A 25,327-nucleotide genomic window follows, 5' to 3' on the forward strand; every position below is an offset into this window, starting at 1 on the left:
GCCGTACCACTCGCAGCGACGCCGCACGGCCGCCGTCGTGGCTCCCGGATCGGGGCCGCGGGCCGGCATCGCCGACACCGCCCGCAGCCGTCGGGGTAGACGTTCGTCCGTCCCCCGGCCCGCGTGCGCGCGCGCCCAGTCGATGCGGCCTTGCGGGTCGACGCGGGGCCGCAGCCGCGCCTCGATGTCGTCCCAGACGCCGGCGTCCACCCACTCGCGCAGGCGTCGCCAGCAGGTGACGCCCGATCCGCACCCCAGCTCCTGCGGCAGGTCGCGCCAGCCGATGCCGGTGGCGAGCACGTGCAGGATCCCCTCGAGGACCGCACGATCGTCGCGACGACGACGGCCCGGCTGGTGACGGCGCCGGCGGACCTCCGGGACGATCGGGACCAGGTGGGCCCACGTCGCGGCGTCCACCCGCACCGCCGGAGCCAGGAGCACGGCGGCGTCGACGAGCACCGGCGGCGTCGGCAGGGCGAGCGGCGGCGCGGTGCTCATCGGACCTCCGCGCGCAGGCCACCGCGCCGGGCGATCCGGCGTGTCGGGGCAGCCGGGCCACGCCGAGGCGTGCGCCGGCCGAGCGGCGTCCAGGCGGCCGGCGGGCAGGGGTCCGGCCGGACCCCTGCGCGCCGCCGGGACATCGCGTGGTGTGTTCGTGTGCGTCTCACGTCCCCTCCGCGGGGGCGCGGGGCGCCGGGCCGAACGGCCGCGGGCCTCGCGACCACTTACGCCAACGCCTTCTCCACGGCGGTGAGCACGCTGTCGGGGGTGAAGGGCTTGACGACGAAGTCGCGGGCCCCCAGCTTGACGGACTCCAGGACGCGCGACTCCTGGCCCAGCGCCGAGCACATGATGACCCGGGCGGAGGGGTCGAGCGCGATGATCTCGCGCAGCGCCTCCAGGCCGTCCATCTCGGGCATGGTGATGTCCAGGGTGACGAGCTCCGGGCGGAGCTCCTGGTACTGCTTGACCGCGTCAGCGCCGTTCGCCGCCTCACCGCGGACCTCGTGGCCCGCCTTGGTGAGCACGTCGCTCAGCATCTTCCGCATGAAGGCCGCGTCGTCGACGACGAGCACATTAGCCATCAGGATTCCTTCTCTCTCGTGTCTTCAATGCCGTTCACGGTCTCGATTCGGACCGCCCATTCACTGCCGTCGACCACCACCAGGCGAGCCGTGCCGAAGCGCAGCCCTCCCACGTAGAGGTCCACCGGGTCCTCGGCCATCCGGTCGAGGGCGAGGACGCCGCCCGACGGCGTGGCCACGAGCTGGCCCGCCGGCATCCGGGTGCGACCGAGCTCCACCCACACGTCCACGTCGACGTCCAGCAGGTCGTGCACCGTCAGCTCGACGGCGGCCTCCTGGTCGTCCGCGGACCCGCGGCTCGTGATCTCAGAACCCCGCTCCTCGAGGGCGCGGGTCATGCGCACGACCATCGCGTTCGGCACGAGCTGCACCAGCCGGCAAGGCTGGCCCAGCACCGAGATCGCGATCGTCGTGGCGTGCGGGGAAGGTTCGTACAGCCCGTCCGCGTCACCCGGCGTCGCCAGGTGCTTCGTGCGCGGGGGCGAGATGTCGACGTCGGTCTCCAGCGCGGCGCTCGTCGCCGCGGCGGCCGCCGCCATCATCTGGTTCATCGCCTCGCCGACGGCGGACTGCTCCATCTCGTCGAGCGGATCGTCCGGCGTGTCGTCGGCGTCGGGCATCCCCATCATCGCCTGGGCCAGCCGGCGCGCGGCCGACCCGGGCATGACGAAGACGTTGCCGCCGGTCACGCCGTCGACGTACCCGACGTCGGTGGCGACGGCCGGGAACGCGACGCCCGCGAGCGGGTGCGTGTCGGGCTCGAGCGCGCGGATCTCGCCGACGACGATGCCGTCGGGGACGAACACGCGCAGGGCGTCGGCCGCGGCCTCGGCCGCGACGGCGCCGAGCTCGCGGAGCCCGCGCTCGACGGCGCTCATGCCCCCACCTCCACGTTGCCGGTCACCTGCACGGCGCGGCGCGCCTGCAGGCGCCCCGGGCGGCCGCGGAAGACGGGCATGTCGTCGGCGCAGACCGTGATGCCGGCCTCGACGGGGGCGTTCAGGCGCAGGACGTCGCCGGGGCGCAGGTCGCGCACCGACGCGAGCGGCACGCGCACGCGGGCCACCTCGGCGCGGACGTCGACCTCGACGGTGCGCACGGCGGCGTCGGTCTCCTCGCGGGAGCCCTCCTCCAGCGCGCCGTCGCGCTCGCCGCCGGCCATCCGGTCGATGACGTGCGCCACGGAGACGTGCGGCACCAGCAGCACCATCGTGGTGCTCCGCTGCTGCATGCGCGTCTCGATGGTGATGGCGAGCGTCGGCTCCGACACGGACGCCAGGTGCGAGGTCTCCGCCGTGCTGTCGAGCTGGTCCAGGCGCATGTCGAGGCCCGTCAGGTCCTCCCACACCGGGGTCAGCTGCGAGAGCAGCAGCTCGATGAGCAGCCGCGAGAGCGCCCAGTCGATGTCGCCCAGGCGGCGGTTGGCGGCCGTCTGACGGTCGCCGCCGCCGAGCAGGAACTCGAGCGCGGCGAGCACGAACGGCTGCTCCACCGCGAGCAGGATGCGCCGCTCGCCCGTGTAGATCGTCGCGCCCATCGCGTCGCGCGGCAGGCCGCCGTGGGCCCCCGACCACGCGAGCTGGTCGATGTCGATGACCTCGAGCTCGACGGGGATCCGCAGCTCGGCCGACAGGCGCGTCGCCGCGGCCCGCGTGAACGCGTCCATCGCACGGGTCATGCGCCGCTCGACGTCGCTGCCGAACTTCGTCGGCCGCGTGAAGTCCACGCGGCGGACGCGGCGCGTGCGCCGACCGTCCCCGTTCGGGCCGTCGTTCTCGGGCAGCGCGCCGGTGCGCGCAGCCGCCACCAGCGCGGCGACGGCGTCCTGGGCGAGCGTGCCGCTCACGCGGCAACCCTCCGGGCCGGAGCGGCGTCGTACAGGACGGACTCGGGCGTGCCGGCGGTGCGCACGCGGACGCGGCCGTCGGCGTCGACGCGGACGGTGCGACCCTGCGTGCCGCCCAGGGCGTGGGCGACGACGGGGATCCGCTGCAGGCGCAGCGCGTCGCGGACGCCCTGCTGGTTGCGCTCGCCGATCTCGGCGTGCGGGCCCGCGGTGCGGGTGGGGAACATGCGCGCGCCGCCGACGAGGATGGCCTCCAGGCGCGTGCGCCGGGCGCCGAGCCGCAGGATGTCCTCGAGGAGCTTCGGGACCGCCGTGTCGGCGAACTTGCCGCCCGGATCCACCCGCCCCTCCGACTCGGGAAGGACGACGTGGGCCAGCGCGGCGATGCTGGTGGACCGGTCGACGAGCGCGACGCCCACGCAGCTGCCGAGCCCGATGGTGCACAGCACCCCGGCCTCGCGCACGGTGGCGAGCTCGCCCATCCGGACCATGATCTCCGCGCCCATCTCAGCGACCCAGACCGATGCGCTGCAGCAGCTCGTCGATGTCCGCGGCGCCGGCCAGCAGCACGAACGAGACCTCGCAGCGCTCGTCGGCGACCTCCAGGTTGGAGTCGACGATGATCGCGGCGTCGTACGCGGCGGGGCTGTCGGCGAGGGCCGTCGACACGAGCGCGGCGCGCATGTCGGTGACCGTCACGGGCGGCGCGGGCTCGCCCTCGGACCCCGAGAGCGCCACGATGGCGTTCAGGTACGAGGTGCCGAGGATGTTGCCGATCTCGCCGATCATGGACTCGGCCATGAACTGGTCGGTCGGGTCGACGCCGAGCATCGTGCACAGGCGGTTGACGTCGCCCGACGAGAAGACGAGCAGCACGGCGGCGGCGAAGTTGCCGACGACCGGCACGATCACGGCGGTGACCGTCTCCTCGCCGGGGCCGATCGCGTCGACCGCGTCCGCGAGGTCGTAGGCCTGGACCGTGGGGACCGAGAGGTCCACGCGGCGGCCGATCATCTGGGACAGCGCGGTGCTGGCCTGCCCGCAGCCGACGTTGGCGAGCTCCGCCAGTGCGTCGCGCTGCAGGTCGTTGTACATCGGGATCGTCATCGGGTGCTCCCTGAAGCGACGGTGGTTTGCGGCAGGTCGTGCCGGGGCGGCTCGGAGCTCAGGGCGTCGACGTCGACGATGAGCGCGATCTGACCGTCGGCGAGCACCGCGCCGCCGGCGACCGGCGTGTCGCGCGCGGCTGCCGCCGGCATCGGTCGGGTCACGAGCTCGTGCTGACCCAGCAGGCCCGTCACGCTGATCGCGACGGAGCCGTCGCGGCCGCGGAGCACCAGCGCGTAGGGCGCCTCGTCCGTCGGTCGCGTCTTGAGGGCGCGAGGCCCGTTGATGAGCGGCAGCGAGTCGTCCGCCATGAGCAGCACCTGGCTGCCGGCGACCGACGCCACCATGTCCTGCTCGAGCCGCACGATCCGCTCCACGCGGTCCAGCGGCACGGCGAAGGGCTCGTCGGCGACCTCCACGAGGAGGGCGGCCGTGATGGCCAGGGTGAGGGGCAGCCGCAGCCGGTGCGTCGTGCCCTGACCCAGGACGGAGCGGACGGTGACGTCGCCGCCGAGCTCGCCGACGGCGGCGCGGACGGCGTCCATCCCGACCCCGCGGCCCGACACGTCGGTCGCGGTCTTGGCGGTGGAGAAGCCCGGGGCGAAGAGCAGCTCGATCGCGGCCTCGTCGGACAGCTCCGACGCCGCCTGGGCGTCGAGGATGCCGCGCTCGACCGCGATGCGGGCGACCTTCTTCGGGTCGACGCCGCGGCCGTCGTCCTGGACCTCGATGAGGATCTGGCCGCCGGTCTGGCGGGCCGCGATCGTCACCGTGCCGACCTCGGACTTGCCGGCCGCGAGGCGCTCCTCGGGCGACTCCAGGCCGTGGTCGAGGGCGTTGCGGACCAGGTGCACGAGCGGATCGCCGAGGGCGTCCACGAGCGTGCGGTCCAGCTCGGTGTCCTGGCCGACGAGGTGCAGCTCCGCCTTCTTGCCGAGCTTCGACCCCAGGTCGCGGACCAGGCGCGGGAAGCGCACGAGCACGGCCTCGACCGGCACCATGCGCACCTGCATGACCATCGTCTGCAGGGCGTGCGAGGACCGCTGCAGGTCCTGCAGCGCGGCGCGCAGCTCCGGGTGGTCGACCTTCTGCGCGAGGGCCTCCACGCGGGTGCGGTGCACCACGAGCTCGCCCATGCGGTGCATGAGGGAGTCCAGGCGGTCGGCGTCGACGCGCACGCTCGCGGCCTTGCGGGGGTGGTCCGCCTTGGCGGCCGCCGGCTTGGCCGGCGCCTTCGCGGCGGCCTTGGCGGCCGGGGCCGGCGCGGCCGGCGCGGCGGGGGCCGCGTCGGCGACGCTCGGGGCGGGCGCGGCGGCGGGCTCCGGCGCGGCGGCCGGGGCCGGGGCCGGGGCGTCGGCGCCCAGGACCGTGGCGGTCGCGCCGGCGACGTCGCCGACGCGGCCGAGCGCCTGCTCGATGCGGGCCAGGTCGCTGTCGGCGTCGCCCACGAGCCACGCCTCGACCTCGTGCCCGTCGAACCCGTCGACGGCGTCGCCGGCCGGGGCCGAGCCCAGCACCTCGCCGTGCTCGGCGCAGGCGGCCAGCACCATGTAGGCGCGGACGGCGGGCATCGTGACGCCCTCGTCCAGGCGGACGAGCACGTGCACGACCGGCCGGCCGGCCGCGGCCGCGGCCACGGCGTCGGGCAGCATCGGCGGCGCCTCGAGGACGACGTCGTCCGTCGCCTCGGGGGTCGCCTCGGGCGCCTCGGCGGGCGCGGCGTCGGCGGCGGGCGCGGACGCCTCGCCGTCGGCCTCGGTCGGCGCGGCGCGCAGCAGGGCGACGACGGGCTCGGGATCGAGCGCCTCGTCCTCCCCCGCCTCGATGCGCTCGATCGCGCCGTCGATGGCGTCCAGGCCGGCGAGCAGCGCGTCGACGAGCTTCGGGTGGACGACGCCGCTCGAGCCGCGCAGCGGCTGCATGACGTCCTCCATCGCGTGCGTCAGGCCCGCGATGCCGTCGTAGCCCATCGCGGCGCTCATCCCCTTGAGGGAGTGGGCGGCGCGGAAGATCCCCTCGAGGGTCTCCGATCCGCCCTCGCCGCGCTCGAGCTCGACGATGGCCAGGTTCAGCTCCTGGAGGTGCTCTCGCGCCTCCGCCAGGAACATCGGCAGGTAGTCCCCGACGTCCATCAGGGCCTCCGGAAGACGAAGGGACGGAAGTTCTCGACGCCGGCGTCGGCGGGCGAGGCCACGCGCTCGGTCGGGCCGATCATCAGGAAGCCGCCGGGCCGCACGGCCGAGGCGAGCTTCGCGTGCAGCATGTCGCGGTCCGGCGCGGTGAAGTAGATCACCGTGTTGCGGCAGATCACCAGGTCGAACTGGGCCGGGCGGACCCGGTCCTCGAGCAGGTCGCCGGTCTCGAAGCGGACGCCCTGCTTGAGCTTGGCGTTCGCCTTCCAGCCGCCGTCCGGCATGCGGTCGAAGTGCTTCTGCAGCGCGGCCTTCGGGGCCGCGGTCGCGGCGGACTCGGGGAACTCGCCGATCGCGGCCGTCTTCACGACGCGCCGGTCGACGTCCGTGCCCAGCACGGTGACGGTGGTGCCGGCGGGCGCCGCGTCGCGGCACACGGCCGCGGCGGTGTACGCCTCGGCGCCGATCGAGCAGCCGGCGCTCCAGATGCGGATGCGGCCGGTCTTGGCCAGCTCGGGCACGAGCTCCTCGGCCATCAGCTTCCACTGCTCGGGCGAGCGCCAGAGCGACGACACGTTGATCGTCACGCGGTCGAGGAACGAGTCGAGCTCGGCCGGGTCCTTGCGCAGGACGCGCAGGTACTCGTTCAGGTCGGTCACGCCGATCCGCCGCGCGTGCGTGCGGATCCGGCGCTCCATCTGGACGCGCTTGTAGCGCGACAGGTCGATCCCGCTGAGCGTGCGGACGCCCTTGCAGAGCTCGAGGTAGTCGTCGCGGACCGCGGTCTCGGGGGTCATCGGAGGCTCCTCACGGGCGAGCCGGCGTGCTCGGCCACCGCGGCGGCGAGCTCCGGCAGGGGCAGGACGGCGTCGGCCAGGCCGGCCTCCGCGACGGCGCGCGGCATGCCGTAGACCGTCGCGGTGTCGGCGGACTCGACCAGGATCGTGCCGCCGTGCTTGCGCACGAGCTGGGCGCCGTCGTGGCCGTCCCGGCCCATGCCGGTCAGCACGACGAGCAGCACCCGGTCGCGGAAGCGCTTGGCGATGTCCGCGATCGTGTGGTCCGCGCGCGGGCGGAGGCCGCCGACGGGCGGCTCCAGGGTGTTGTGCAGCGTGCCGCCGTCGTCCACCCGCAGGTGGAAGCCGCCCGGCGCGACGAGGATCGTCCCGGGGTCGAGCTCGTCGCCGTCCTCCGCCTCGCGCACCGAGATCCGCGACGTGCGGTCCAGGCGCTCGGCGAGCGAGCGGGTGAAGCCCGGCGGCATGTGCTGCACCAGGAGGGTGCCGGCGCCGAGGGTGGCGGGCAGCTCGGGGATGAGCGTGGCCAGGGCCTTCGGGCCGCCGGTGGAGGAGGCGATGACGACGACGCGATCGCGGCCGGAGGCCGTGACGGCGCGGCGCGCGGCGCGGACGCCGCTCGCGGCCGGGGTCGGGGCCGGGGTCGGGGTCGACCCGGTCGGCGCGCCGAGCGGGCGGCGGGCCCGCGCGGCCGGGCCGCCGCGGCGGCTCTCGGCGGCGGCCGCGACCTTCTCCGCGAGCTCGCGGGTGAAGGAGCGCAGGCCACCGGCCTCGGGCTTGGCGACGAGGTCGAACGCGCCGGCGGTCAGGGCGTCGACGGCGGTCGCGCCCTCGGCGGGCGAGAACGCGGAGACGACGACGACCGGGATCGCGGGGGCCTCGCCCTGCGCCATCCGGCGGAGGACCTCGAGGCCCCCCATCTTCGGCATGGTCAGGTCGAGCGCGAGGACGTCGGGACGCTCGTCGCGGACGAGCTCCAGGGCCTCTACGCCGTCGCGGGCGCGACCGACGACCTCGAACCCGGCGCTCTCGAGCGCGCGCCCCACGAGGGCGCGCATCAGGCCGGAGTCGTCGGCGAGGCCGACGCGGATGGACGGGACGGGCGGCACGGGCTAGGCCAGGACGGCGGCGGTCTCGGCTTCGACGACCTGCGACGAGGCGGCGGCCTCGGCGGCGGCGTCGAGGTCGATCTGCGTGTCGTCGCGCAGCAGGGCGACGGCGTCCAGCAGGACGACGAGGCGCTGGCCGACGCGGACGACGCCGGCGACGGCCGGCGAGGCGGCGCGCGGGCGGTCGACCTTCGAGATGTCGACGGTCAGGACCTCGGTGACGTCGTCGACGACGATGCCGACCGGGCCCTCGCCCGCGTCGATCATGATGATCTTCGTGGGCTCGTCCTTGCTCGGCGGCAGGCCGAGGCGCTGGCCGACGTCGTGGACCGGGACGATCGCGCCACGGAGGGCGATGACGCCGCGGACGGCCGCCTGGCTCGCGGCCACGGAGCGCGGCTCGGTGTACCGGATGATCTCCTGGACCTGCTCGATCGGGAGGGCGTACTCCTCGGCCCCGAACGTGAAGGCCACGAGCTGCTGGGGATCTGTTGCGATGCTCATCGTCTCTGCCTCAGGTGGGTTGGTCGATTCAGTCATCGGCCGCCTCGGACGCCCCTTGAGGCGCCGCGGCAACCTGTCCAGCGGCCGCGTGGACGCCGTCCGCAGACGCGGCGGGAGCGCCCTCCACGACCATCTCCGTCACGCGCAGCGCGAACTCCTCGTCGACCACGACGACCTCGCCGCGGGCGATCTGCTTGCCCCCGGCGAGCAGGTCGACGGGCTCGCCGGCCAGGCGGCGGAGCTCGACGATGGAGCCCGGGCCCAGGCGCAACGCCTGGCCGAGCGTCATGACGGTGCGGCCGATCTCGACGGTCAGCTCGACGGGGACGTCGTGCAGCCGCGAGAGGTCGTCGGCGGCGCCGGGGGCGCCGGCCCGCGGGGCCAGCTCCTCGTCGGCGGCCCAGTCCATGGTCTCCACGGGGTGCTCCTACTGGACGGTGACGTCGGGGAACAGCACGTCGTGGACGTGCAGGTCCGTCTTCTTCGTGAGCGCCTTCTTGACCGCCTTCTTGACGGTCTCGCGCGACTCGGCGTTCGCGAGCACGTCGCCCTTGACGGAGCTGACGACGTCGGTGATGACGTCGCGGACGACGGCCTCCTCGGCCATCGTGCCGTAGCCCTCGGGCGGGCTGGCGTGGCCGTCAGCGGCGTGCGGCTCCTCCTCGAGGACCAGCGCCGCCATGAACTTCGCGTACCTCCCGTCCGCCAGGTTCACGAGGAACTCCTTCGGCAGCACGTACACGACGCCGTCGACCTTGGGCTTCTCCGCGTCCGCCGGCTTCGCGAGCACGAACTTGTAGCCGAGGCCGGCCACGGCGAGCAGCGCGACGACGACGATGATGAGCTTCTTGTTCATTGGGTCAGGGGGTGGGAGTCGTGGACGGGACGATCGACGGGGCTGCGTTCTGCAGCCGGGTCAGGGCGATCTCGACGCGCCGGTTGCGGCTGCGTCCCCAGGCCGTCGCGTTGCTGCGGCGCGGCTCCTCGGAGCCGTAGCCGGTGGCGGACAGCCGGTTGCCGGGGATGGACTCCCCGGCCAGCACGCGCACGACGCTCGTCGCGCGGGCGGCGGAGAGCTCCCAGTTGTCCGGGTAGCGCCCCGTGCTGATCGGCACGGTGTCGGTGTGGCCGTCGACGGTGATCGGGTGCTTCGTGTCCAGGCGCAGGACCTGTCCCACGACGCCGATCAGGGCGCGGCCCTTCGGCTGCAGCACGGACTCGCCCGAGCTGAAGAGGATGTCGTCGGTGATGACGCGGACCACGAGCCCGCGGCGCTCGACGGACGTCTCGACGCGGCGGCCCAGGCCCTTCTCGCGCAGGCGGTCGTCGAGGCGGCGCTTCAGCGTCTGCAGCTCGTCCTCCTCGCGCCGGGCCGCGGCGGCGGCGCGGGCCTGGGAGGGCAGCTCGTCGTCCTTGATGGCCTCGGGGGTCACCGGGGCGATCGCCGCGGCGGCCGCCAGCGGGGTCTTCGTGTCTCCCCCGCCGCCGCCGTCCTTGCGGATCGATCCGCCGCCGGTGAGCACCTTGCCGGTGAACGCCTGCTGCAGGCCGATGGAGAGCTGCTCGAACTTCTCCTCGTCGACGGACGCGACGGCGAACATGCAGATGAAGAGCGCCACGAGCAGCGTGAGCATGTCGGCGTACGTGAGCAGCCACCGCTCGTGGTTCTCGGCCTTCGGCGCGCCGCCACGGCGGCCTCCGCCGCTCATGCGGCCTGACGCTGCGCGTCGCCGGTCGCGGCGGCCCCGCCCTCGCCGCCGCCGGCCGAGGGCCGGACGGAGGGGGCGATGTACGTCTCGAGGCGCTCGGAGATGATGCGGGGGTTCTCGCCGGCCTGGATGGCCAGGGCGCCCTCCATCGTCATCTCGCGCAGCTCGATCTCCTGCTTCGACATGCCCTCGAGGCGGTTGCCGACCGGCAGGAAGAAGATGTTGGCGACGCCGACGCCGAAGACGGTGGCGACGAACGCGGACGCGATCGCCTCGCCGAGCTTCTCCGGCTCGCTGAGGTAGCCGAGCGCGTGCATCAGGCCGAGGACGGCGCCGATGATGCCGATGGTCGGGGCGAACCCGCCGGCCTTCTCGAACATGCCGACGCCCTGGGCGTGGCGGGCGTGCATCGCGTCGATCTCGGACTCCAGGACCGCGCGGAGCGCGGCGGCCTCGGTGCCGTCGACGACGAGCTGGACCGCCTTGCGGGAGAACGGGTCGGCGATGTCCTTGGCGGGGCCCTCCAGGGAGAGGAGGCCGTCCTTGCGCGCCTGCTCGGCGTAGCCGACGAGCTCGGTGGCGCGGGCGCCCAGGTCGGGCGCCTCGCCCGAGATCGCCTTCTTGACGAGGGCGGGGAACCGTTTGAAGACGTCCATCCCGACGGCCGCCAGGGTGACGCCGGCGGTGCCGACGAACACGATCAGGATCGCCGGGATGTTCATGAGGGTCCCGAGCGGGGTGCCCTCGATGAGCGCGCCGCCGAGGATGCCGAGGAGGGCCAGTCCGATGCCGATGCCTGTCGCTGCCTTCATCGCCCCCGGTCATCGGCCGTGGGCGCGAGATCTTCAACAATCCCGGGAAGGTGGACGAACGGCGTTCGGGGGCGCGGCCGCACCGGCCGCGTCGAGCCGCCGGGGCGGGGCCGTCCGCGACCGTGGGCCGCCGTGGCGGCCGTGGGCGGCCGCGGCGCCGTGGGCCGCTAGCGGGGCCGGCTGAACGGCAGGACGTTGGGGTCCAGGCCGATCTGCCGGAAGGCGTCGACCAGGAGCCCGCTGCGCCACTTCGCGATCGCGTCGCGGATCTGCGTGGGGCTCTCGACCACGGCGATGTGCGCGCCGGACGTCAGGGTGACGATCGTGTCGGGGTTCGCCTCGACGGACTGGATCAGGTCGGGGTTCAGGTGGAAGGGCTGCGGCTCGCGGCCCAGGCGGTGCAGGAGGATCACGGTGCCTCGCGGGATGGGTGGGTACGACGCGGGCCCCGCGACCGGATCGGCCGGCGGGGCCCGCGCACCGCACGATGAGTGTGGAGCGTCAGCGCTTCATGTTGACGACGTCCTGCAGCATCTCATCCGACGCGGTGATCACGCGGGAGTTGGCCTGGAAGCCGCGCTGCGCCGAGATCATCGTCGTGAACTCGCTGGCCAGGTCGACGTTGCTCATCTCGAGCGCGCCGGACATGACGCCGGCGTTGCCGTCGGCGGCGGCCGGACCGGTCGTGACGGCGCCGGAGTTCGCGGTCGCGGACCACAGCGTGCCGCCGTCGCGGTTCAGGCCGGCCTGGTTGGGGAAGCGGCTGATGGCGAGGTAGCCACCGACGACGCGCGTGCCGTCGGCCGCGCCGCCGGAGTGGTCGACGTAGGACACGGCGCCGTCGGCGCCGACGGCGATGTCGGACGCCTTGTTCGGCAGCTTGAGCATGCCGGGGCCGGCGCCGACGTTCGGGCCGCCGGCGGCCGCCGGCGGGTACGCCAGGACGTACAGGCCCTCGCGCGTGGTCAGGTAGCCGTCGGCGGTGGTGGTCATCGCGCCGGCGCGGGTGTACTGGAAGGACTCGGCGGCCGGCAGCGGCTGACCCGGCGTGCCCTTCGAGACGGTGAAGAAGCCCTCGCCCTGCAGCGCCAGGTCGAGCGGGTTGCCGGTCATCTGCGTCGACGAGCCGGACATGAGGTTGTCGACGGACGCGACCTTCACGCCCAGGCCGACCTGCAGGCCGTTGGTGCCGGCGGTGTCCTGCGTGGCGCCGGACGCGCCGCGGATCGACTGCGAGAGGTTGTCGGAGAACGTCGCCCGGGCGGCCTTGTAGCCGACGGTGTTGACGTTCGCCAGGTTGTTGGCCGTGACGTCGAGCAGCGTCTGGTGGGCCTTCAGGCCGCTGATCGAGCTGTACATGCCGCGGATCATGGGCGGGCTCCTAGTTGGGGGTGGCCGCCGACGAGCCGGCGGAGGGGGTGGACGGGCTGGAGGGCGTCTCCGACACGGAGATCACCGAGCTGGGCGCGATGCCGGTGGCGCCGCCGATCGTGAGCGTCGGCACGCCCTTCTCGAACGTGACGCTCGTGACGACGCCGGTGTGGCTGCCGCCGTCGCGGTCCTGGTACGTGACGGTGCGGCCCGACAGCGCGAGCGCCTGAGAGGACGCCTGCGCGTTGAGCTGCATCGTCGAGATGTCGCCGAGGTTGGTGATCTGCTCGAGCGTGGTGAACTGCGCCATCTGCGCGAGGAACGCCGTGTCGTCGACCGGCTTGAGCGGGTCCTGGTGACGCAGCTGCGTCGTCATGAGCTTGAGGAACGCGTCCTTGCTCAGACCCGCCTTCTCGCTGGCGCTGGACGCGGGCGAGCTCGGGCTGGTGGGCGACGTGGCGGCGGAGGCGCCGACGCCTTGGGTGGGGATCGTGGTCATCGGTCCTCGTCAGGCGAGCACGTCCACCAGCGCCCCGTGCGGGAGCGCGAGCGTCGTGCGGCGGTCGGTGGGGTCGTCGGGAAGGTCGGTGGTGGCCGTGGACGCGCCGCGGCGGCCCTGGCCGTCGGGGGCGTCGCCGGAGCGCTCGCCCGCGGGGTCGCGGCGGTCGCGGCCCCCGGTGGTGGCGTCGTCGATCTGCAGGCGCAGGAGCGTGACGCCCTGGTCCTCCAGCTGGCGGCGCAGGTCGTCGCCGGCCTGCTGCAGCGCGCGGGCCGCGTCGGCGCCCTCGGCGGTCAGGCGGGCGTCGATGCCCAGCGCCGTGTGGCGCAGGTGGATCTCGATGCCGCCGAGCGACTCGGGCCGCAGCGTCAGGCGCGCGTGCGTGGTGCCGCGGCGCGCGAGCACCTCGAGCGCGACGGCCGTGGTGGACGCCGTCCGGGCCAGGCCCTCGGCGTGCGTGGTCGGCGCGGTCGGCGCCGCGGGGGTCGCGGGCGCCACGGGCGCGGCGGCCACGGGCGGGGCGGTCGGCGCCGGAGCGGCGACCGGCGGCGCCGGCGCCTGGGCGGCCGGCGCGGTCGCCGCGGGGCGCTCGCGCTCCGCGGTCGGGGCCGGCGTGCCGGTGCTCGGCGCCGGCGCCGAGGCCGCGAGCGGCGTGCCGGCGGCGCGGAGGGCGTCCGACGCCGGGCCCGAGGCCGCGGTCGGCGCGGCGGCGCCCTCGCCCGTGGGGCGACGGTCGCCGTCCGGCCGGCCGCCGGTGCCGGGCTCGCCGGCGGACGCGCCGTCGGCGACGGACGGGCCGGCCTGGGCCACGGCCGCGTCGGCCGGGGCGGCCGGCGTCGCGCCGTCCTGGTCCGGGGCGGCGGACGCGGGGCCGGGCGCCGGGGCGGCGTCGGCGACGGTCGGCGGGGCGGCGGGGGGCACGACGGCGGCCGGATCGGCGAGGGCCGCGGACGGCGAGCCGGTCGTCGGCACGGGGGTCTCCCCCGCCCCGACGGCGGGCGCCGGCGTGGCGACCGCGGCGGCCGCGGCCGGGATGCCGGTCGCCGCGGCGTCGGCGGGCGGCTCGAGCAGCGCGGCGCCGGTCGGCACCGTGGTGGCGGGCACGACGGTGGCCGTCACGGGCACGGCGACGGGCGCCGCCGCGACGGGCGTGGCCGCGTCGGCCGCGGCCGACGCGTCGTCGGCGGCCGCGTCGGCGTCCCCGCCGGTCGCGGCGTCGTCGGCGCGCCCCGCGGCGGGGCCGGTCGTCCCGGGCCGGGGCCGCGCCGGCGCCTGGGGCGCGGCCGCGTCCGCGGCGCCGAGGGCGCCGTCGAGCAGGTCGGAGAAGCCGCCGGCCGGATCGGGCCGGTCGGCCGCGCGCCGGGCGGCCGCGGGGGCCGGCCGGGCGTCGACGGCGCCGACGCCGCTCATGCGCGCACCGCGCCGTTCTGGGGACCGAGGATCGTGGCCACGTAGTGCTGGGTCTCGGGGTAGGGGGGCACGCCGCCGTAGCGCTGGACCGCGCCCGGGCCGGCGTTGTAGGCGGCGAGCGCCTTCCGGTAGTCGCCGCCGAAGCGGTCGAGCTGCTGGCGCAGGTACTTCGCGCCGCCCTCGAGCGACTGCGCGGGGTCCGTCAGGTCGCGCACGCCGAGGGTCGCGGCGGTGCCGGGCATGAGCTGGCACAGGCCGCGCGCGCCGGCGGACGACCCGGCGTTCGGATCGAACCCGGACTCCTGGCGCACGAGGTTGGTGAAGATCTGCGGGTCGAGCCCGTGGCGCGCGGCGGCCGCGCGGATCAGCGGGGCGTACTGCCCCCCGTCGCCGCCGCTCGACGGCACGCCGGCCGGCACGTCGCCGGCTGCGCCGGTGGCGCCGGTGGCGCCTGCGGCCCCGGTCGCGGGCAGCGCCGTGGCGTCCGCGGGGGCCGGGGTACCGTCGCCGGTCAGGCCGGCGGGGACCACGGGGCTCGCCTGCGCGGACTGCAGGACCGAGCGGAACGCGCCGTCGGGCGGCGTCGTGGCGCGCTGGACGAGCGACTGGATCTCCGCCACGCGGGCGGCGATGGCGGCGACGCTCACGACGCCCTCCGGCGGTGCAGGCCCAGGGCGATCTCGTCGAGCTGGTCCTGGGCGATCCGCTCCTGGGCGGCGCGGTGCGCCGCCTGCTGCCGGTCGCGCAGCCGCTCGAGGACCTGCCGCTCGCGCGAGACGTCGGCGAGCAGCGCCCGCCGCGCGCCGGTCTCGGTGACCTGGCGGTCCAGGTCCAGCAGGAGCTCGGCGCGGCGCGCGGTGGTGCGCATGATCCAGGCCTCCTGGCCGAGCAGGTCCTGCCCGGTCAGCGCGGTCGTGGCGCGGCGGTCGGCGGCGTCGCGCAGCGCGGCGCCGACGTCGCCGGCGGCGGCGTCGAGCCGCTCGCGGGCCGCGCGCTCCGTGCGGAGCGCGGCGGCGAGCGCCGACTGGGCGTCCTCCTCCTTGCGCTCCGAGACGGCGCGCACGGGCTCGAGGCGGAAGCGGAACGCGGAGCTCACGGCCGGGTCATCGGCGCGCGGCCGTGGCCGTCGAGGCGCCCTGGACGGACGTACGGTCGTCGCTGCGGGTGCACCCGGCGAGCGCCTCGCGCGAGTCGTCGAGCGCGCCGCCGAGCGCCTCGGCCATCCCGCCGAGCTGCTCGGCGCTGCGCGCCATCGCCTCGGACACGCCCGTCAGGTCGGACGACGAGTGCGAGACGAGCTGGACGCCGTCGACGATCTGCCCGAGCGCGTCGGCGGTGCGGCCGACCGCGCCGTCGAGCGACCCGAAGCCCTCGAGCGCCGCGCCGGTGCGGCGCTCGACCTCCTCCATCCCGTCGGTCGTCGCGCCCACGGCGGTGCGGACCGCGTCGATCGCGGCGAGCGAGTTCGTGTTGAGGTCGTTGATGTGGGTCAGCGACTCGCGGGTGCGCTCGGCGAGCTTGCGGACCTCCTCGGCGACGACCGCGAAGCCGCGGCCGTCCTCCCCCGCCCGCGCCGCCTCGATCGCGGCGTTCAGGGCGAGCAGGTTCGTCTGGTCCGCGATCTGGCGGACGTCCTCGACGATCGCGGTGATCTCCGCGGACTGCTCGGCGAGGTGGCCGAGCTGCTCGGTGGTCGCGTCGACCGACGTGCGCATCCGTCCGACGGCCGCGCCGGTGCCCTCCATCAGCTCGCGGCCCTCCGCCGCCAGGCGGACGCCGTCGCCCATCAGGGCGTTGGCGCCGTCGGCCTGCGCGGCGATCGACGACGACGTCTCGGACAGCTCGACGGCGGACGCGTGCTGCTGCTGCGCGGCGGCCGCGAGCGTCTCGGACACGCCGGTGATCTCGTGCTGCTGCTCCGCGAGCGCGTCGGACTGCTGCTGCAGCGACGCCACGAGCTCCATCGTGCGGTCCCGCGAGTCCATGAACGCCTGGGTCACGGTCGCGACGTCGGCCGTCGCGAGCTTGCGGTACGCCAGGAGCGTGCGGGTGAGCCGCTCGGGGTCGTCGTGCAGGCGGCGGACGAGGAAGGGGATCACGACGCGGTCGATCCGCAGGAACGCCGTGATGAACGCCATGATCGGCAGGTCGATGCGGTCGTGGACGACGCCGATCCGCAGCACGCTCTCGAGTCGCGCCTCGTCGTAGCGGCCGGTGAAGAGCGTGCCGAAGTAGGCCTTCAGCGTGCGGCCCAGGCGCTCGACCGAGCTGTTGCTCTCGATGATCCCCCGCATCTGCGGGAACTGCAGGATGTGGTCGTAGAACGACCGGACGACGACGTCGCCGAGCTCGTCGACGATGTCGTCGGCGTCGGCCAGCAGCCGCAGGTCGCCCTCGTTGAGGAGCGCGAACCGCAGCATCTCGGCCCACCGGGGATCGGCGACGCGGACGGCGGCGCCGGTCGTGTCGGGGTCGATCGGCGCGATCTCGGTCGGGGCGACGGTCGGCGGCGGGGTCTTGCGGAGCACTGCGGATCCTTCGGTCTCAGGGAGCAGCCCGCCGGCGCGGACGGCGTACGCCGTCTGGCCCCGCGGGTGCCCGGGTGATCGACCGCGGATCAGGCGGCTTGAGGCGCGCCGGCCGCGGTCAGCGCGGCCGCGCGGGCGGCGATCGCGTGCAGCGCCGCGTCGGCGTCGGCGATCGTCGAGCGGTCGTCGGGCGCCTGGCGCAGGAACCGCTCGATCTCGTCGCGCATGGCGATCGCGGCGTCCGTGCGCGGGTCGGTGCCCTGCTGGTACGCGCCGATGGCGATCAGGTCCTCGCGCTCGCGGTGGTCGGCCATGAGCCCCCGGACCGCAGCGGCGGCCGCCCGGTCGTCGGGGCCCGTGATCTCGCCGACCAGGCGCGACACGCTCTGCAGCACGTCGATCGCCGGGTAGTGGTTGCGGTGCGCCAGCTCGCGCGAGAGCACCACGTGGCCGTCGAGGATCGACCGCACCGCGTCGGCGATCGGCTCGTTCATGTCGTCGCCGTCCACGAGCACCGTGTACAGGCCCGTGATCGAGCCCTTCGGCGACGTGCCGGAGCGCTCGAGCAGGCGCGGCAGGAGCGCGAAGACGCTCGGCGTGTAGCCGCGGGTGGCCGGCGGCTCGCCGATGGCCAGCCCGACCTCGCGCTGCGCCATCGCGAAGCGGGTGACGGAGTCCATCATCAGCACGACGTTCTGGCCCTGGTCGCGGAAGTGCTCCGCGATCGCGGTGGCGGTGTAGGCGGCGCGCAGGCGGACGAGGGCCGGCTGGTCCGACGTGGCGCAGACGACGACGGAGCGGCCCAGGGCCGACCCCAGGTCGCGCTCGACGAACTCGCGCACCTCGCGGCCGCGCTCGCCGACGAGGGCGATGACGTTGACGTCGGCGGTCGTCGAGCGGGCGATCATCCCGAGCAGGGACGACTTGCCGACGCCCGAGCCGGCGAAGATGCCCAGGCGCTGGCCGCGGCCGCACGGCACGAGGGCGTCGAGGGCGCGGACGCCCAGGCCGACGCGCTCCTCGATGCGCGGGCGGGTCAGCGGGTCGGGCGGCGCGGCGACCGTGGCCCGCATCGCGCCGTCGGCGGCGGGCATGCCGTCCATCGGGGCGCCGAGCCCGTCCACGACGCGGCCGAGCAGCCCGTCGCCGACGGCCACGCGGAACGGGCGGCCGGTCGCGGAGACGGTGGTGCCGGGGCCGACGCCGGCCAGCTCGCCGAGCGGCATGAGCAGCGTGCGTCCCGAGCGGAAGCCGACGACCTCCGCGGGCACGGACGGGCGGGCCCGCCCCGTGTGGACGTGGCACAGCTCGCCGACCTCGGCCCGCAGGCCGGTGGCCTCGATGACGAGTCCGATGACGTCGACGACGCGGCCGTTGCGCTGCCCCAGGTCGGAGTCGCGCAGCACCTGGCCCAGGCGGCCCAGGCGGCCGTCGGGCTCGTCGGCGAGCTGGGCGTCGTCGGCCCCCAGGCGGTCGAGCAGGCTCACGCCTCGGACTCCCGCAGCAGCTGGGCGGCGCGCTCGAGCTTCGCCTCCAGGCGGACGTCGAGCTCGCCGTCGGTCGTGCGGACGATCGCGCCGCCGCGGGTCACGCGGCGCTCGGCGACGACGTCGCAGCGCTCGACCCCGCCGAGCTCGTCGAGCAACTCCCCCATCGCGCCGCGCACGAGGGCGACGTCGTCGGGGTGCACGTGGACGCTGACGCGACCACGGTCGACGACGCCGCGGAGGGCGCCGCGGACGACGTCGAGCACGCGCTCGGGCTCGTGCAGCACGGTCGCCGCGACGACCTTCTCGGCCAGCAGGATCGCCAGCTCGACGGCCTCGCGCTCGAGCGCGTCGGCGGCGCGCAGCGCGTCGCGGCGGGCGCCGCCGAGCGCGTCGGCGAGCGTCGCGGCGGCGGGCGCCAGCTGCTCGAGCGCCTCGGCGCGGCCCTGGGCCTGCCCGGCGGCGAAGCCCTCGGCGCGCGCCTCCTCGCGGATGCGCTCGGCCTCGTCGCGCGCCGCGGCCAGCTCGTCGGCCAGCTCGCGGACGGTCGGCGGCGCCGCGGGGCGCTCCAGCACGGGGAACGCGAACTCGGCGGGGCGGGGCCGGGCGTCGTCGCGGTCCGGCGCGGCCGACGCGGCCGGCGGGACCGCCGCGGCGGCGGGCTCCAGGGGCTCGGCGACGGGCGCGACGGGTCGCGGCTCCGGCGCCAGCTGCAGCGGCGCGAGCGACGAGGCGGCCGGCACGTACGCGGCCTCCTCGAACGCGGACGCCAGGTCGGTGGCGAGCGGGGCGTTCATCAGACCACGTCGTCCCCGCCGCCGCGGCTGAGCACGAGCTGCCCGGACTCCTCCAGGCGGCGCACGACCGCGACGATGCGGCCCTGGGCCTCCTCCACCACGCGCTTGAGCTGCGGCGGCATGAACTCCATCTCCTCGCGCAGCATCTGGGCGCCGCGCTGGGACAGGTTGCCCAGGATCTTCTCGCGCACCGCGTCGTCGACGCCGCGCAGGGCGAGCGCCAGGTCGCGCTGCTCCACGTCGCGCAGGACGAGCTGGATCGAGCGGTCGTCGAGGGCGGCGACGTCCTCGAAGACGAACAGCAGGCGCCGCACCTCCTCGGCGATGTCGGGATCCGCGTCGGCGAGCGCGTCGAGCACGTTGCGCTCCGTCGGCCGGTCGGTGTGGTTGAGGATGTCGGCGAGCGACTGGACGCCACCGGCGGCCTGGTAGTCGGCCGAGATGACGTTCGCCAGCTTGCCGCGGACGACCGCCTCGATCCGCTTGACGACCTCGGGGCTCGTCTCGCTCATCGTCGCGACGCGCCAGGCGATGTCCGCCTGCTCGTCCGACTCGAGCTCGACCAGCACCTGGGCGGCCAGGCGGGTGTGCAGGTTGGCGATGACGAGGGCGCGCGTCTGCGGCGACTCGGCGCGCAGGAACGCGATGACCTGCTCCGGCGGGGTGCGGCGCAGGAACTCGAACGGGCGCTTCTCGATGACGGAGTTGAGCCGGCCGATGATCTCGTCGGCGCGCTCGGAGCCCATCGCGCGCTCGAGCACCTCGCGGGCGAAGTCGACGCCGCCCTCGGCGAAGTGCTGCATCGCGACGGCGAGCGCCGCGGCCTCCTCGAAGACGCCGTCGATGTGCTCGGCCTTGACCTGGCCGAGCTTCGCCATCTCGAGGGACAGCGCCTCGATCTCCTCGTCGCGCAGGTGGCGGAAGATCTCCGCCGCCCGGTCCGCGCCGAGCGAGACGAGCAGGATGGCGGCCTTGCGGCGGCCGGGCAGGTTGAGCGGCTCCGGCGGCGGGGCCGTGGGGACGGGCAGGCCGTCCACCGTCTCGAAGGGGTCGCCGAAGGCCTGGGCCTGGGCGTTGGTCACGACGGCCATGGTCAGTCCTCCGAGAGCCAGTGACGGACCTGGTTGGCCACGCGGCCGGGATCGCGCTCGGCGAGCTCCTGGATCGCCTTGCGCGCCGGCGGCGGCTCGGCGACGTCCAGGACGGCCGGGGCGACGCGCACCGGGACCGGGGCGGGCTCGGGCACGAACTCGCGCAGCGGCAGCGGCGCCTCGATCTCGTTCAGCCAGGTCGGCGAGGCCAGCGCCTCGCGCTCGCGGCGGCGCAGGTGGCGCGCCACGAGGACCAGGAAGATGATCGTGGCGAGCGCGACCGCGGCCCACTTGGCGTAGTCGAGGACGTTGCCCGACAGCGGCGAGGCCTTCGGCGCGGCGGGCGCCTGGGCGAACGCGATGCGCGAGACGTTGAGCTGGTCGCCGCGCTGCGTGTTGATGCCGGCGGCGGCGGCGATCGCCTGGCGGATCGCCGGCAGCTGCGCCGCCGGGACCGCGTTCGAGACGAGCACGGAGACGCTCTGGCGGTTGACGGCGCCGGCGGCGATCGTCCGCTTCGTCACGGTCTTGTCGTTGCCGAACTCGCTCTCGCCGGACTCGTGCTGGTAGTTCGAGTTGCCGCCCCCGCCGGCGGTCGCGGCGTAGCCGGGCACGTTGCCGGCGGTGCCGGCGGTGCCGCCGTTCGTCGCGCCGGTGCCGCGCATCCGCTCGTTGTCGGTCTTCGTCTTCAGCGCGACGCGCTTGCGGCCGTACTGCAGCTGCTCCTGCGTCGCCTGGTCGGCGTCGATGTCGGCGTTGACGCGGACGCGTGCCATGTTCGGGCCGAGCGTCTGCGCCAGCACGGAGCTGAGGCTGCCCTCGAGCGACGTCTGGTACTTCTGCGCCGCGGCCTGCTTGGCCAGCGCGGCGCCGCCGGTGCCCGTGCCGCCGGCGGCGCCGTCGGCGCCCGCGGTCGGCCACAGCAGGCGACCGGCGCCGTCGGTGATCGTCACCTTGGACGGCTTGAGCGACTTGACGCTCGACGCGACCAGGCGGGCGATGCCCTGCACGGCCGCGGGCTCGGGGTCCTCGGCGCCCGACAGCAGCACGGCGGCCGTCGCCTCGGGGGCGTTCTCCGAGAGCAGCGCGTCGGTGTCGTCGGGCAGCACGAGCTGCACCGAGGCGCCGGACACGCCCTGGATCTGGCCGATCGTCTTGGCCAGCTCGCCCTCCATCGCGCGCTGGTACGTGACCTGCTGCTGCATCTGCGACGAGCCCATCTTCTGGTTGTCGAAGAGCTCGAAGCCGGGCTGGACGGTGCCGCCGGCGACGCCGCCCTGCTCGGCGAGGGCGATGCGGGCGTTCGCGACGTCGCGCTTCTCGACGGCGAGCGCGGTGCCGTTGTTCTGCAGCTCGTAGGCGACGCCCTTCTCGTCGAGCGCGGTCGTCATCTTGCCGGTCTGGGCGGGGTCCAGGCCGGTGACGATGGTGGTGTAGCCGGGGCTCGACGCGAGCTTGAACATCACGAAGAGGACGACGACGACGCCGAGGACGGCGCCGGCCAGGCCGATGCGGCCCCGGACGGAGAGCTTGGAGAGGATCTTGGGGAGCGGCACGCGGTGATCCTCCGACTAGACCTGCGTGTGCAGGACGTCGTTCAGCGCCTCGACGCCCTTGGTCCGCAGGCTCGCGGCCATCTGCATCGAGAGCTTCGCCTTCTCGACGGCCATGACGACCGCCTCGGCGTTGTCGGCGGTGCCGGCGGCGAGCGAGGCGCTGGCCTTCGCGGCGTCGGTCTGGGTGGTCTCGAGGCTCTTGAGGGCCCCGGAGAGCGCGTCGCCGAAGCCGGCGGCGGACGTCCCGGTCGGCGGCTGCGGCGGCGTGACGGGCGCGACGCCGGGCATGATCGCCTCGGAGCCGAGCACCATGCTGGGGTCGATGGGGAGGATCATCGGAGGAGGTCGAGGGTGCGGGTGAACATCTGCTTCGCGCTCTGCATCGCGGTGACGTTCGCCTCGTAGCCGCGGGAGGCGGCGATGAGGTCGACCATCTCGGTGACGGAGTCGATCGCCGGCATCGCGACGTAGCCGTCGGCGTTGGCGTCGGGATGGCCGGGGTCGTAGACCATCCGCGGGGGCGCCGGGTGCGGCGTGATCGCCGCGACCTGGACGCCGCGGGCGGCGCCGGCCGATCCGCCCATCGCGGAGGCGAGGGTGGTGCCGAAGCCCTGGCCGCCGTCGGCGGACTGCAGGACGACGGTCTTGCGCTGGTAGGGGCCGCCCGCCGCCGTGCGCGTCGTCTGCGCGTTGGCGAGGTTCTCGGAGGTGACGTCGAGCTGCACGCGCGAGGCGGTGAGCCCCGAGGCGCTGACGTCGAGGGCGTTCAGGATGCTCATGCGCCGCTCCCGGTGATGGCGGTGACGAGGGTCTCGATGCGGGCCCGGGCGACGCTGACGAGCGCCTGCTGCTCCAGGGCGTTCTTCGACAGCTCCGCCGACTCGCGGTCCATGTCGATCCCGTTGCCGTCGGCGGACACGACGCCCGGCTGGGTGGTGGCCGCGAAGGCCACCGGCGCGGGGCGTCCCGTCTCCATCGCCTGGCGCAGCTGGCCGTGGAAGTCCACGTCCTTGCGCTGGTAGCCCGGCGTGTTGACGTTGGCGAGGTTGTCCGCCAGCAGCTGGTGGCGCTGGGCAGCGCCCTGGATGGCGCTGTTGAGCGCGCTCTGGGTGGGGTCGATCAGGCTCACGGGCAGGGTCCGTCGGTTCGCGATCCGTCCGTGGATCTGCGGTGACGTCCCGTCCGTGGGACGCTCGGGTCATCGGCCGCCTGGCGGCGGACTTGAGCGCGGCCGACCGGGCGGCCGGCGGCGCGGCGCGCCCGCGCGGCACCGCGCCGCGGGGGCGGCGGGGCACGGACGGGGGCGCGGCGGCGCACGCGCGGCGCAGCGGCCGCGCGTCACCGTCCCGCCGGGCGGCGGGGACGGTGCGAGAGGGGCGGGCGCGCGGCCCGCGGGCGGCGTCAGGCCTGGCGGCTGACGGCGGCGACGGCGGCCGTCGCGCGGTATCCGACGGCGACGCGCCGGGCGGTGCCGGAGCGGGCGAGCCCGTCCCCGACGCCGTCGCGCGCCTGCGTCAGCAGCACGCTGGTCTGCGCGTGCGCGGTGGCGGCGCGCTCGAGCGCCGCGCGGGCGCCGGGCGGCGCGGTGTCCGGCAGGGTCGCGACGAGGACGGCCCAGCGGGCCATGAGCTGCTCCATGCGGTCCAGGTCGCCGGTCTGGGCGGCCACGAGCTGCTGGACGGCGAGCTCGGCGATCGCGTCGTACGGATCGCCGGCGGCGACGGGCTCGTGCTCCACCGCGCTCACCCGCCGATGGCGGCGAACGCGCCGCGGATCTCGGCGGCCTGACGCACGACCTGCAGCAGCTTCTGCGGGTCGCGCTCGACGCGCGCGGCGTCGATGTGCCGGCGCCAGAAGCCGTAGATCTCGGCGAGCCGGCCGGCGATCTGGCCGCCCTGCTCGTGGTCGAGCGTCACGCTGAGCTCGGTGATGATCGCCTCGGCGCGCTGCATGCGCGCCGACGCGGTGGCGAGGTCGTCCGCCTCGAGGGCGGCGACGGCCTGGCGGAGGAAGCGCCCGATCCCGTCGTACAGCATCACGACCAGCTCGGTCGGGGAAGCCGTCAGGACCGCGGAGTCGCGGTAGGCGCTGGGGGCGGCGTAGGTGGACACGTCAGGGTGATCGGACGGAGCGCGCGCGACTGAAGGGGCTACTTGTTCAGCGCGCTCAGCTGGCCCGTGAGCCACGACTTCTGGTCGTTGAAGCCCGAGATCGTCGCCTCCAGGCGCGCGAACTGCGCCTTCAGGGCGGTCTGGCGGGCGTCCATGCGGGCGTTGAACTGGTCCATCCGGACGTTCAGGTCCGACACGAACTGGTCGATGATCGACATCCGCTGCGTCAGCGTGCCGCTCGTCGCCGCCGTCCACGACGTGACGTTGTCGGCGATCGCGTTCAGCACCCCTCCGCTCCGCGCGAGCGTGGTCCGGACGGCGCCCGGGTCCTTCGTCACGGCGTCCTTCAGGACGGTCTCGTCGAGCGTCAGCCGGCCCTGGAGGGCGTCGGTGCTCGTCTTGCTCGTGCCGGACGTCTTGCCGGTCGAGATGCCGAGCTTCTCGAGCGGCAGGCCGGTGACGCCGTTCGTCGTCTCGACGAGCGACTGGCGCAGGCGGTCCTGGATCGAGGTCAGGCCGATGTCGCCGCCGAGCGCGTTCGTCTTGCCGGCGACGACCGCCGTCGTCGTCCGCAGCAGGTCGACCGCCGCGTTGTAGGCGTCGACGAACGTCTTGGCGGCCTTCGCCACGCCGTCGGCGTCCGCGCCGGGCGCGCCGACGTTGACGGTCGTCGGGGTGGACGTGACCCCGCGCAGGGTCAGCCGCACGCCGGGGATGGCGTCGTCGAAGACGTTCGTGCGCGACAGGTGCTCCTGGCCGTCGACGAGCACGCGGGCGTCCTGGCCCGCCTTCAGCTGCTCGTCCGACAGCTCGGCGCCGGACGCGGAGAAGCCGCTCGTGGCGCCGGTGGCCCGGCTGGCGAAGGCGATGCGCTCCTGGCCCGCCACCGTCGTGACGGACGCCACGACGTGCAGGCTGGCGTTGCCGTTGATCCGGGCGACGAAGTCGCTCATGATCTCGTCGGGGTTCGTGGCGATCGTGTCCGACCAGCCGGACCCGGCGACGGTGATCGTGCCGGCGGTGGACTGCGGCGTGTACGCGTAGCTCGCGCTGGCCGAGCGGGCCAGGCGGTCGACGACCAGCTGGTAGCCGCCGGTGGCGGCGCCGGACTGCACGGTCGCGGTGGCGGCCGAGGCGTCGCCGACGGACACGGACTGCTTGTTGCCGAACAGCGTGGGGTCGCGCAGGGCGTTCGCCGCCGTCTGCAGCGACTTCAGCTTGTCGACGACGGACTGGATCGTCGCCTTGGCGGACTTCTGGTCCGCCTGCTGCTGGTTCATCCGGGTCAGCGGCTGCTTCTCCGTCGCCATCAGCTGCGTGATGAGCGCGTCCGTGTCCAGGCTCGTGGCGAGCCCGCTCAGGCTGATGCCCATGGC

Annotated in this window: 30 protein-coding genes and 1 pseudogene; all 31 read right to left on the bottom strand. The window is 75.1% G+C overall.

Going from position 1 to position 25,327, the window contains the following annotated elements:
• Nucleotides 1-192: 192 nt before the first annotated feature.
• Nucleotides 193-417: pseudogene (locus J3P29_RS19980) on the bottom strand (transposase); the annotation flags it as partial.
• Nucleotides 418-725: 308 nt separating this feature from the next.
• Entirely contained in the window at nt 726-1,085 is a 360-nt protein-coding gene (locus tag J3P29_RS12610) for a response regulator (protein ID WP_282600090.1), read from the bottom strand.
• Nucleotides 1,085-1,963, bottom strand: a complete 879-nt coding sequence (locus J3P29_RS12615) for a FliM/FliN family flagellar motor switch protein (protein WP_210493789.1) — start codon at nt 1,961-1,963, stop codon at nt 1,085-1,087. The genes J3P29_RS12610 and J3P29_RS12615 overlap by 1 nt, the downstream gene beginning before the upstream one ends.
• The gene (locus tag J3P29_RS12620) at nt 1,960-2,931 is read right to left on the bottom strand and encodes a FliM/FliN family flagellar motor switch protein (RefSeq protein ID WP_210493791.1); all 972 of its coding nucleotides are present in this window, start codon (nt 2,929-2,931) and stop codon (nt 1,960-1,962) included. The genes J3P29_RS12615 and J3P29_RS12620 overlap by 4 nt, the downstream gene beginning before the upstream one ends.
• Complete coding sequence (locus J3P29_RS12625; protein WP_210493792.1) at nt 2,928-3,413, bottom strand: hypothetical protein; 486 nt, start codon at nt 3,411-3,413, stop codon at nt 2,928-2,930. The genes J3P29_RS12620 and J3P29_RS12625 overlap by 4 nt, the downstream gene beginning before the upstream one ends.
• Before the next feature lie 25 nt (nt 3,414-3,438).
• Nucleotides 3,439-4,038 carry a chemotaxis protein CheC gene (locus J3P29_RS12630; protein WP_210493793.1) on the bottom strand — a complete coding sequence of 200 codons (600 nt, stop codon included), beginning with the start codon at nt 4,036-4,038 and terminating at the stop codon, nt 3,439-3,441.
• Nucleotides 4,035-6,170: a chemotaxis protein CheA gene (locus J3P29_RS12635; protein WP_210493795.1), complete on the bottom strand. Its 2,136-nt coding sequence runs from the start codon at nt 6,168-6,170 to the stop codon at nt 4,035-4,037. The genes J3P29_RS12630 and J3P29_RS12635 overlap by 4 nt, the downstream gene beginning before the upstream one ends.
• A complete protein-coding gene (locus J3P29_RS12640; RefSeq protein ID WP_210493796.1) occupies nt 6,170-6,967 on the bottom strand; it encodes a protein-glutamate O-methyltransferase CheR in 798 nt (265 codons plus the stop codon). The genes J3P29_RS12635 and J3P29_RS12640 overlap by 1 nt, the downstream gene beginning before the upstream one ends.
• The gene (cheB, locus tag J3P29_RS12645) at nt 6,964-8,076 is read right to left on the bottom strand and encodes a chemotaxis-specific protein-glutamate methyltransferase CheB (protein WP_210493797.1); all 1,113 of its coding nucleotides are present in this window, start codon (nt 8,074-8,076) and stop codon (nt 6,964-6,966) included. Before cheB ends, J3P29_RS12640 begins: the two co-directional genes overlap by 4 nt.
• A 3-nt stretch (nt 8,077-8,079) precedes the next feature.
• Nucleotides 8,080-8,580 (bottom strand): chemotaxis protein CheW, encoded by a 501-nt coding sequence (locus tag J3P29_RS12650; RefSeq protein ID WP_210493798.1) that lies wholly within the window; start codon nt 8,578-8,580, stop codon nt 8,080-8,082.
• A 28-nt stretch (nt 8,581-8,608) separates the two neighbouring features.
• Complete coding sequence (gene fliN / locus J3P29_RS12655) at nt 8,609-8,989, bottom strand: flagellar motor switch protein FliN (protein ID WP_246852102.1); 381 nt, start codon at nt 8,987-8,989, stop codon at nt 8,609-8,611.
• Between the two features lie 18 nt (nt 8,990-9,007).
• Nucleotides 9,008-9,436, bottom strand: coding sequence for a flagellar basal body-associated FliL family protein (locus J3P29_RS12660; protein ID WP_210493800.1), 429 nt, complete (start codon nt 9,434-9,436; stop codon nt 9,008-9,010).
• Nucleotides 9,437-9,440: 4 nt separating this feature from the next.
• Nucleotides 9,441-10,289 (bottom strand): OmpA family protein, encoded by an 849-nt coding sequence (locus J3P29_RS12665; RefSeq protein ID WP_210493801.1) that lies wholly within the window; start codon nt 10,287-10,289, stop codon nt 9,441-9,443.
• Nucleotides 10,286-11,101 carry a flagellar motor protein gene (locus J3P29_RS12670; RefSeq protein WP_210493803.1) on the bottom strand — a complete coding sequence of 272 codons (816 nt, stop codon included), beginning with the start codon at nt 11,099-11,101 and terminating at the stop codon, nt 10,286-10,288. Before J3P29_RS12670 ends, J3P29_RS12665 begins: the two co-directional genes overlap by 4 nt.
• A gap of 167 nt (nt 11,102-11,268) precedes the next feature.
• Nucleotides 11,269-11,514, bottom strand: a complete 246-nt coding sequence (locus J3P29_RS12675; protein WP_210493804.1) for a flagellar FlbD family protein — start codon at nt 11,512-11,514, stop codon at nt 11,269-11,271.
• 88 nt (nt 11,515-11,602) lie between these two features.
• Complete coding sequence (locus J3P29_RS12680; RefSeq protein WP_210493805.1) at nt 11,603-12,472, bottom strand: flagellar hook-basal body complex protein; 870 nt, start codon at nt 12,470-12,472, stop codon at nt 11,603-11,605.
• Nucleotides 12,473-12,482: 10 nt separating this feature from the next.
• Entirely contained in the window at nt 12,483-12,971 is a 489-nt protein-coding gene (locus tag J3P29_RS12685) for a flagellar hook capping FlgD N-terminal domain-containing protein (RefSeq protein WP_210493806.1), read from the bottom strand.
• A gap of 9 nt (nt 12,972-12,980) precedes the next feature.
• Complete coding sequence (locus tag J3P29_RS12690; protein WP_210493808.1) at nt 12,981-14,381, bottom strand: flagellar hook-length control protein FliK; 1,401 nt, start codon at nt 14,379-14,381, stop codon at nt 12,981-12,983.
• Complete coding sequence (locus J3P29_RS20800) at nt 14,378-15,028, bottom strand: lytic transglycosylase domain-containing protein (protein WP_210493809.1); 651 nt, start codon at nt 15,026-15,028, stop codon at nt 14,378-14,380. Before J3P29_RS20800 ends, J3P29_RS12690 begins: the two co-directional genes overlap by 4 nt.
• The gene (gene fliJ, locus J3P29_RS12700) at nt 15,025-15,477 is read right to left on the bottom strand and encodes a flagellar export protein FliJ (protein WP_210493810.1); all 453 of its coding nucleotides are present in this window, start codon (nt 15,475-15,477) and stop codon (nt 15,025-15,027) included. Before fliJ ends, J3P29_RS20800 begins: the two co-directional genes overlap by 4 nt.
• A gap of 7 nt (nt 15,478-15,484) precedes the next feature.
• Nucleotides 15,485-16,909, bottom strand: coding sequence for a globin-coupled sensor protein (locus J3P29_RS12705; protein ID WP_210493812.1), 1,425 nt, complete (start codon nt 16,907-16,909; stop codon nt 15,485-15,487).
• A gap of 89 nt (nt 16,910-16,998) precedes the next feature.
• Nucleotides 16,999-18,315, bottom strand: a complete 1,317-nt coding sequence (locus J3P29_RS12710) for a FliI/YscN family ATPase (protein ID WP_349239866.1) — start codon at nt 18,313-18,315, stop codon at nt 16,999-17,001.
• Between the two features lie 77 nt (nt 18,316-18,392).
• Nucleotides 18,393-19,193, bottom strand: coding sequence for a FliH/SctL family protein (locus tag J3P29_RS12715; RefSeq protein WP_210493813.1), 801 nt, complete (start codon nt 19,191-19,193; stop codon nt 18,393-18,395).
• A complete protein-coding gene (gene fliG, locus J3P29_RS12720) occupies nt 19,193-20,284 on the bottom strand; it encodes a flagellar motor switch protein FliG (protein WP_210493814.1) in 1,092 nt (363 codons plus the stop codon). The genes J3P29_RS12715 and fliG overlap by 1 nt, the downstream gene beginning before the upstream one ends.
• Before the next feature lie 2 nt (nt 20,285-20,286).
• Nucleotides 20,287-21,840 (bottom strand): flagellar basal-body MS-ring/collar protein FliF, encoded by a 1,554-nt coding sequence (fliF, locus tag J3P29_RS12725; RefSeq protein ID WP_210493816.1) that lies wholly within the window; start codon nt 21,838-21,840, stop codon nt 20,287-20,289.
• 15 nt (nt 21,841-21,855) lie between these two features.
• The gene (gene fliE / locus J3P29_RS12730) at nt 21,856-22,176 is read right to left on the bottom strand and encodes a flagellar hook-basal body complex protein FliE (RefSeq protein ID WP_210493817.1); all 321 of its coding nucleotides are present in this window, start codon (nt 22,174-22,176) and stop codon (nt 21,856-21,858) included.
• A complete protein-coding gene (gene flgC, locus J3P29_RS12735) occupies nt 22,173-22,619 on the bottom strand; it encodes a flagellar basal body rod protein FlgC (protein WP_210493818.1) in 447 nt (148 codons plus the stop codon). Before flgC ends, fliE begins: the two co-directional genes overlap by 4 nt.
• On the bottom strand, nt 22,616-22,969 hold the full coding sequence (locus tag J3P29_RS12740) for a flagellar basal body protein (RefSeq protein ID WP_210493821.1): 354 nt from the start codon (nt 22,967-22,969) through the stop codon (nt 22,616-22,618). The genes flgC and J3P29_RS12740 overlap by 4 nt, the downstream gene beginning before the upstream one ends.
• A 272-nt stretch (nt 22,970-23,241) precedes the next feature.
• Nucleotides 23,242-23,586: a hypothetical protein gene (locus tag J3P29_RS12745; protein ID WP_210493822.1), complete on the bottom strand. Its 345-nt coding sequence runs from the start codon at nt 23,584-23,586 to the stop codon at nt 23,242-23,244.
• Nucleotides 23,583-23,951: a flagellar export chaperone FliS gene (gene fliS / locus J3P29_RS12750; protein WP_210493824.1), complete on the bottom strand. Its 369-nt coding sequence runs from the start codon at nt 23,949-23,951 to the stop codon at nt 23,583-23,585. The genes J3P29_RS12745 and fliS overlap by 4 nt, the downstream gene beginning before the upstream one ends.
• Nucleotides 23,952-23,989: 38 nt before the next feature.
• Nucleotides 23,990-25,324, bottom strand: coding sequence for a flagellar filament capping protein FliD (fliD, locus tag J3P29_RS12755; protein WP_210493827.1), 1,335 nt, complete (start codon nt 25,322-25,324; stop codon nt 23,990-23,992).
• Nucleotides 25,325-25,327: the final 3 nt, after the last annotated feature.

Origin of the sequence: Patulibacter sp. SYSU D01012, from assembly GCF_017916475.1 — a bacterium.
Taxonomy (GTDB): Bacteria; Actinomycetota; Thermoleophilia; order Solirubrobacterales; family Solirubrobacteraceae; genus Patulibacter.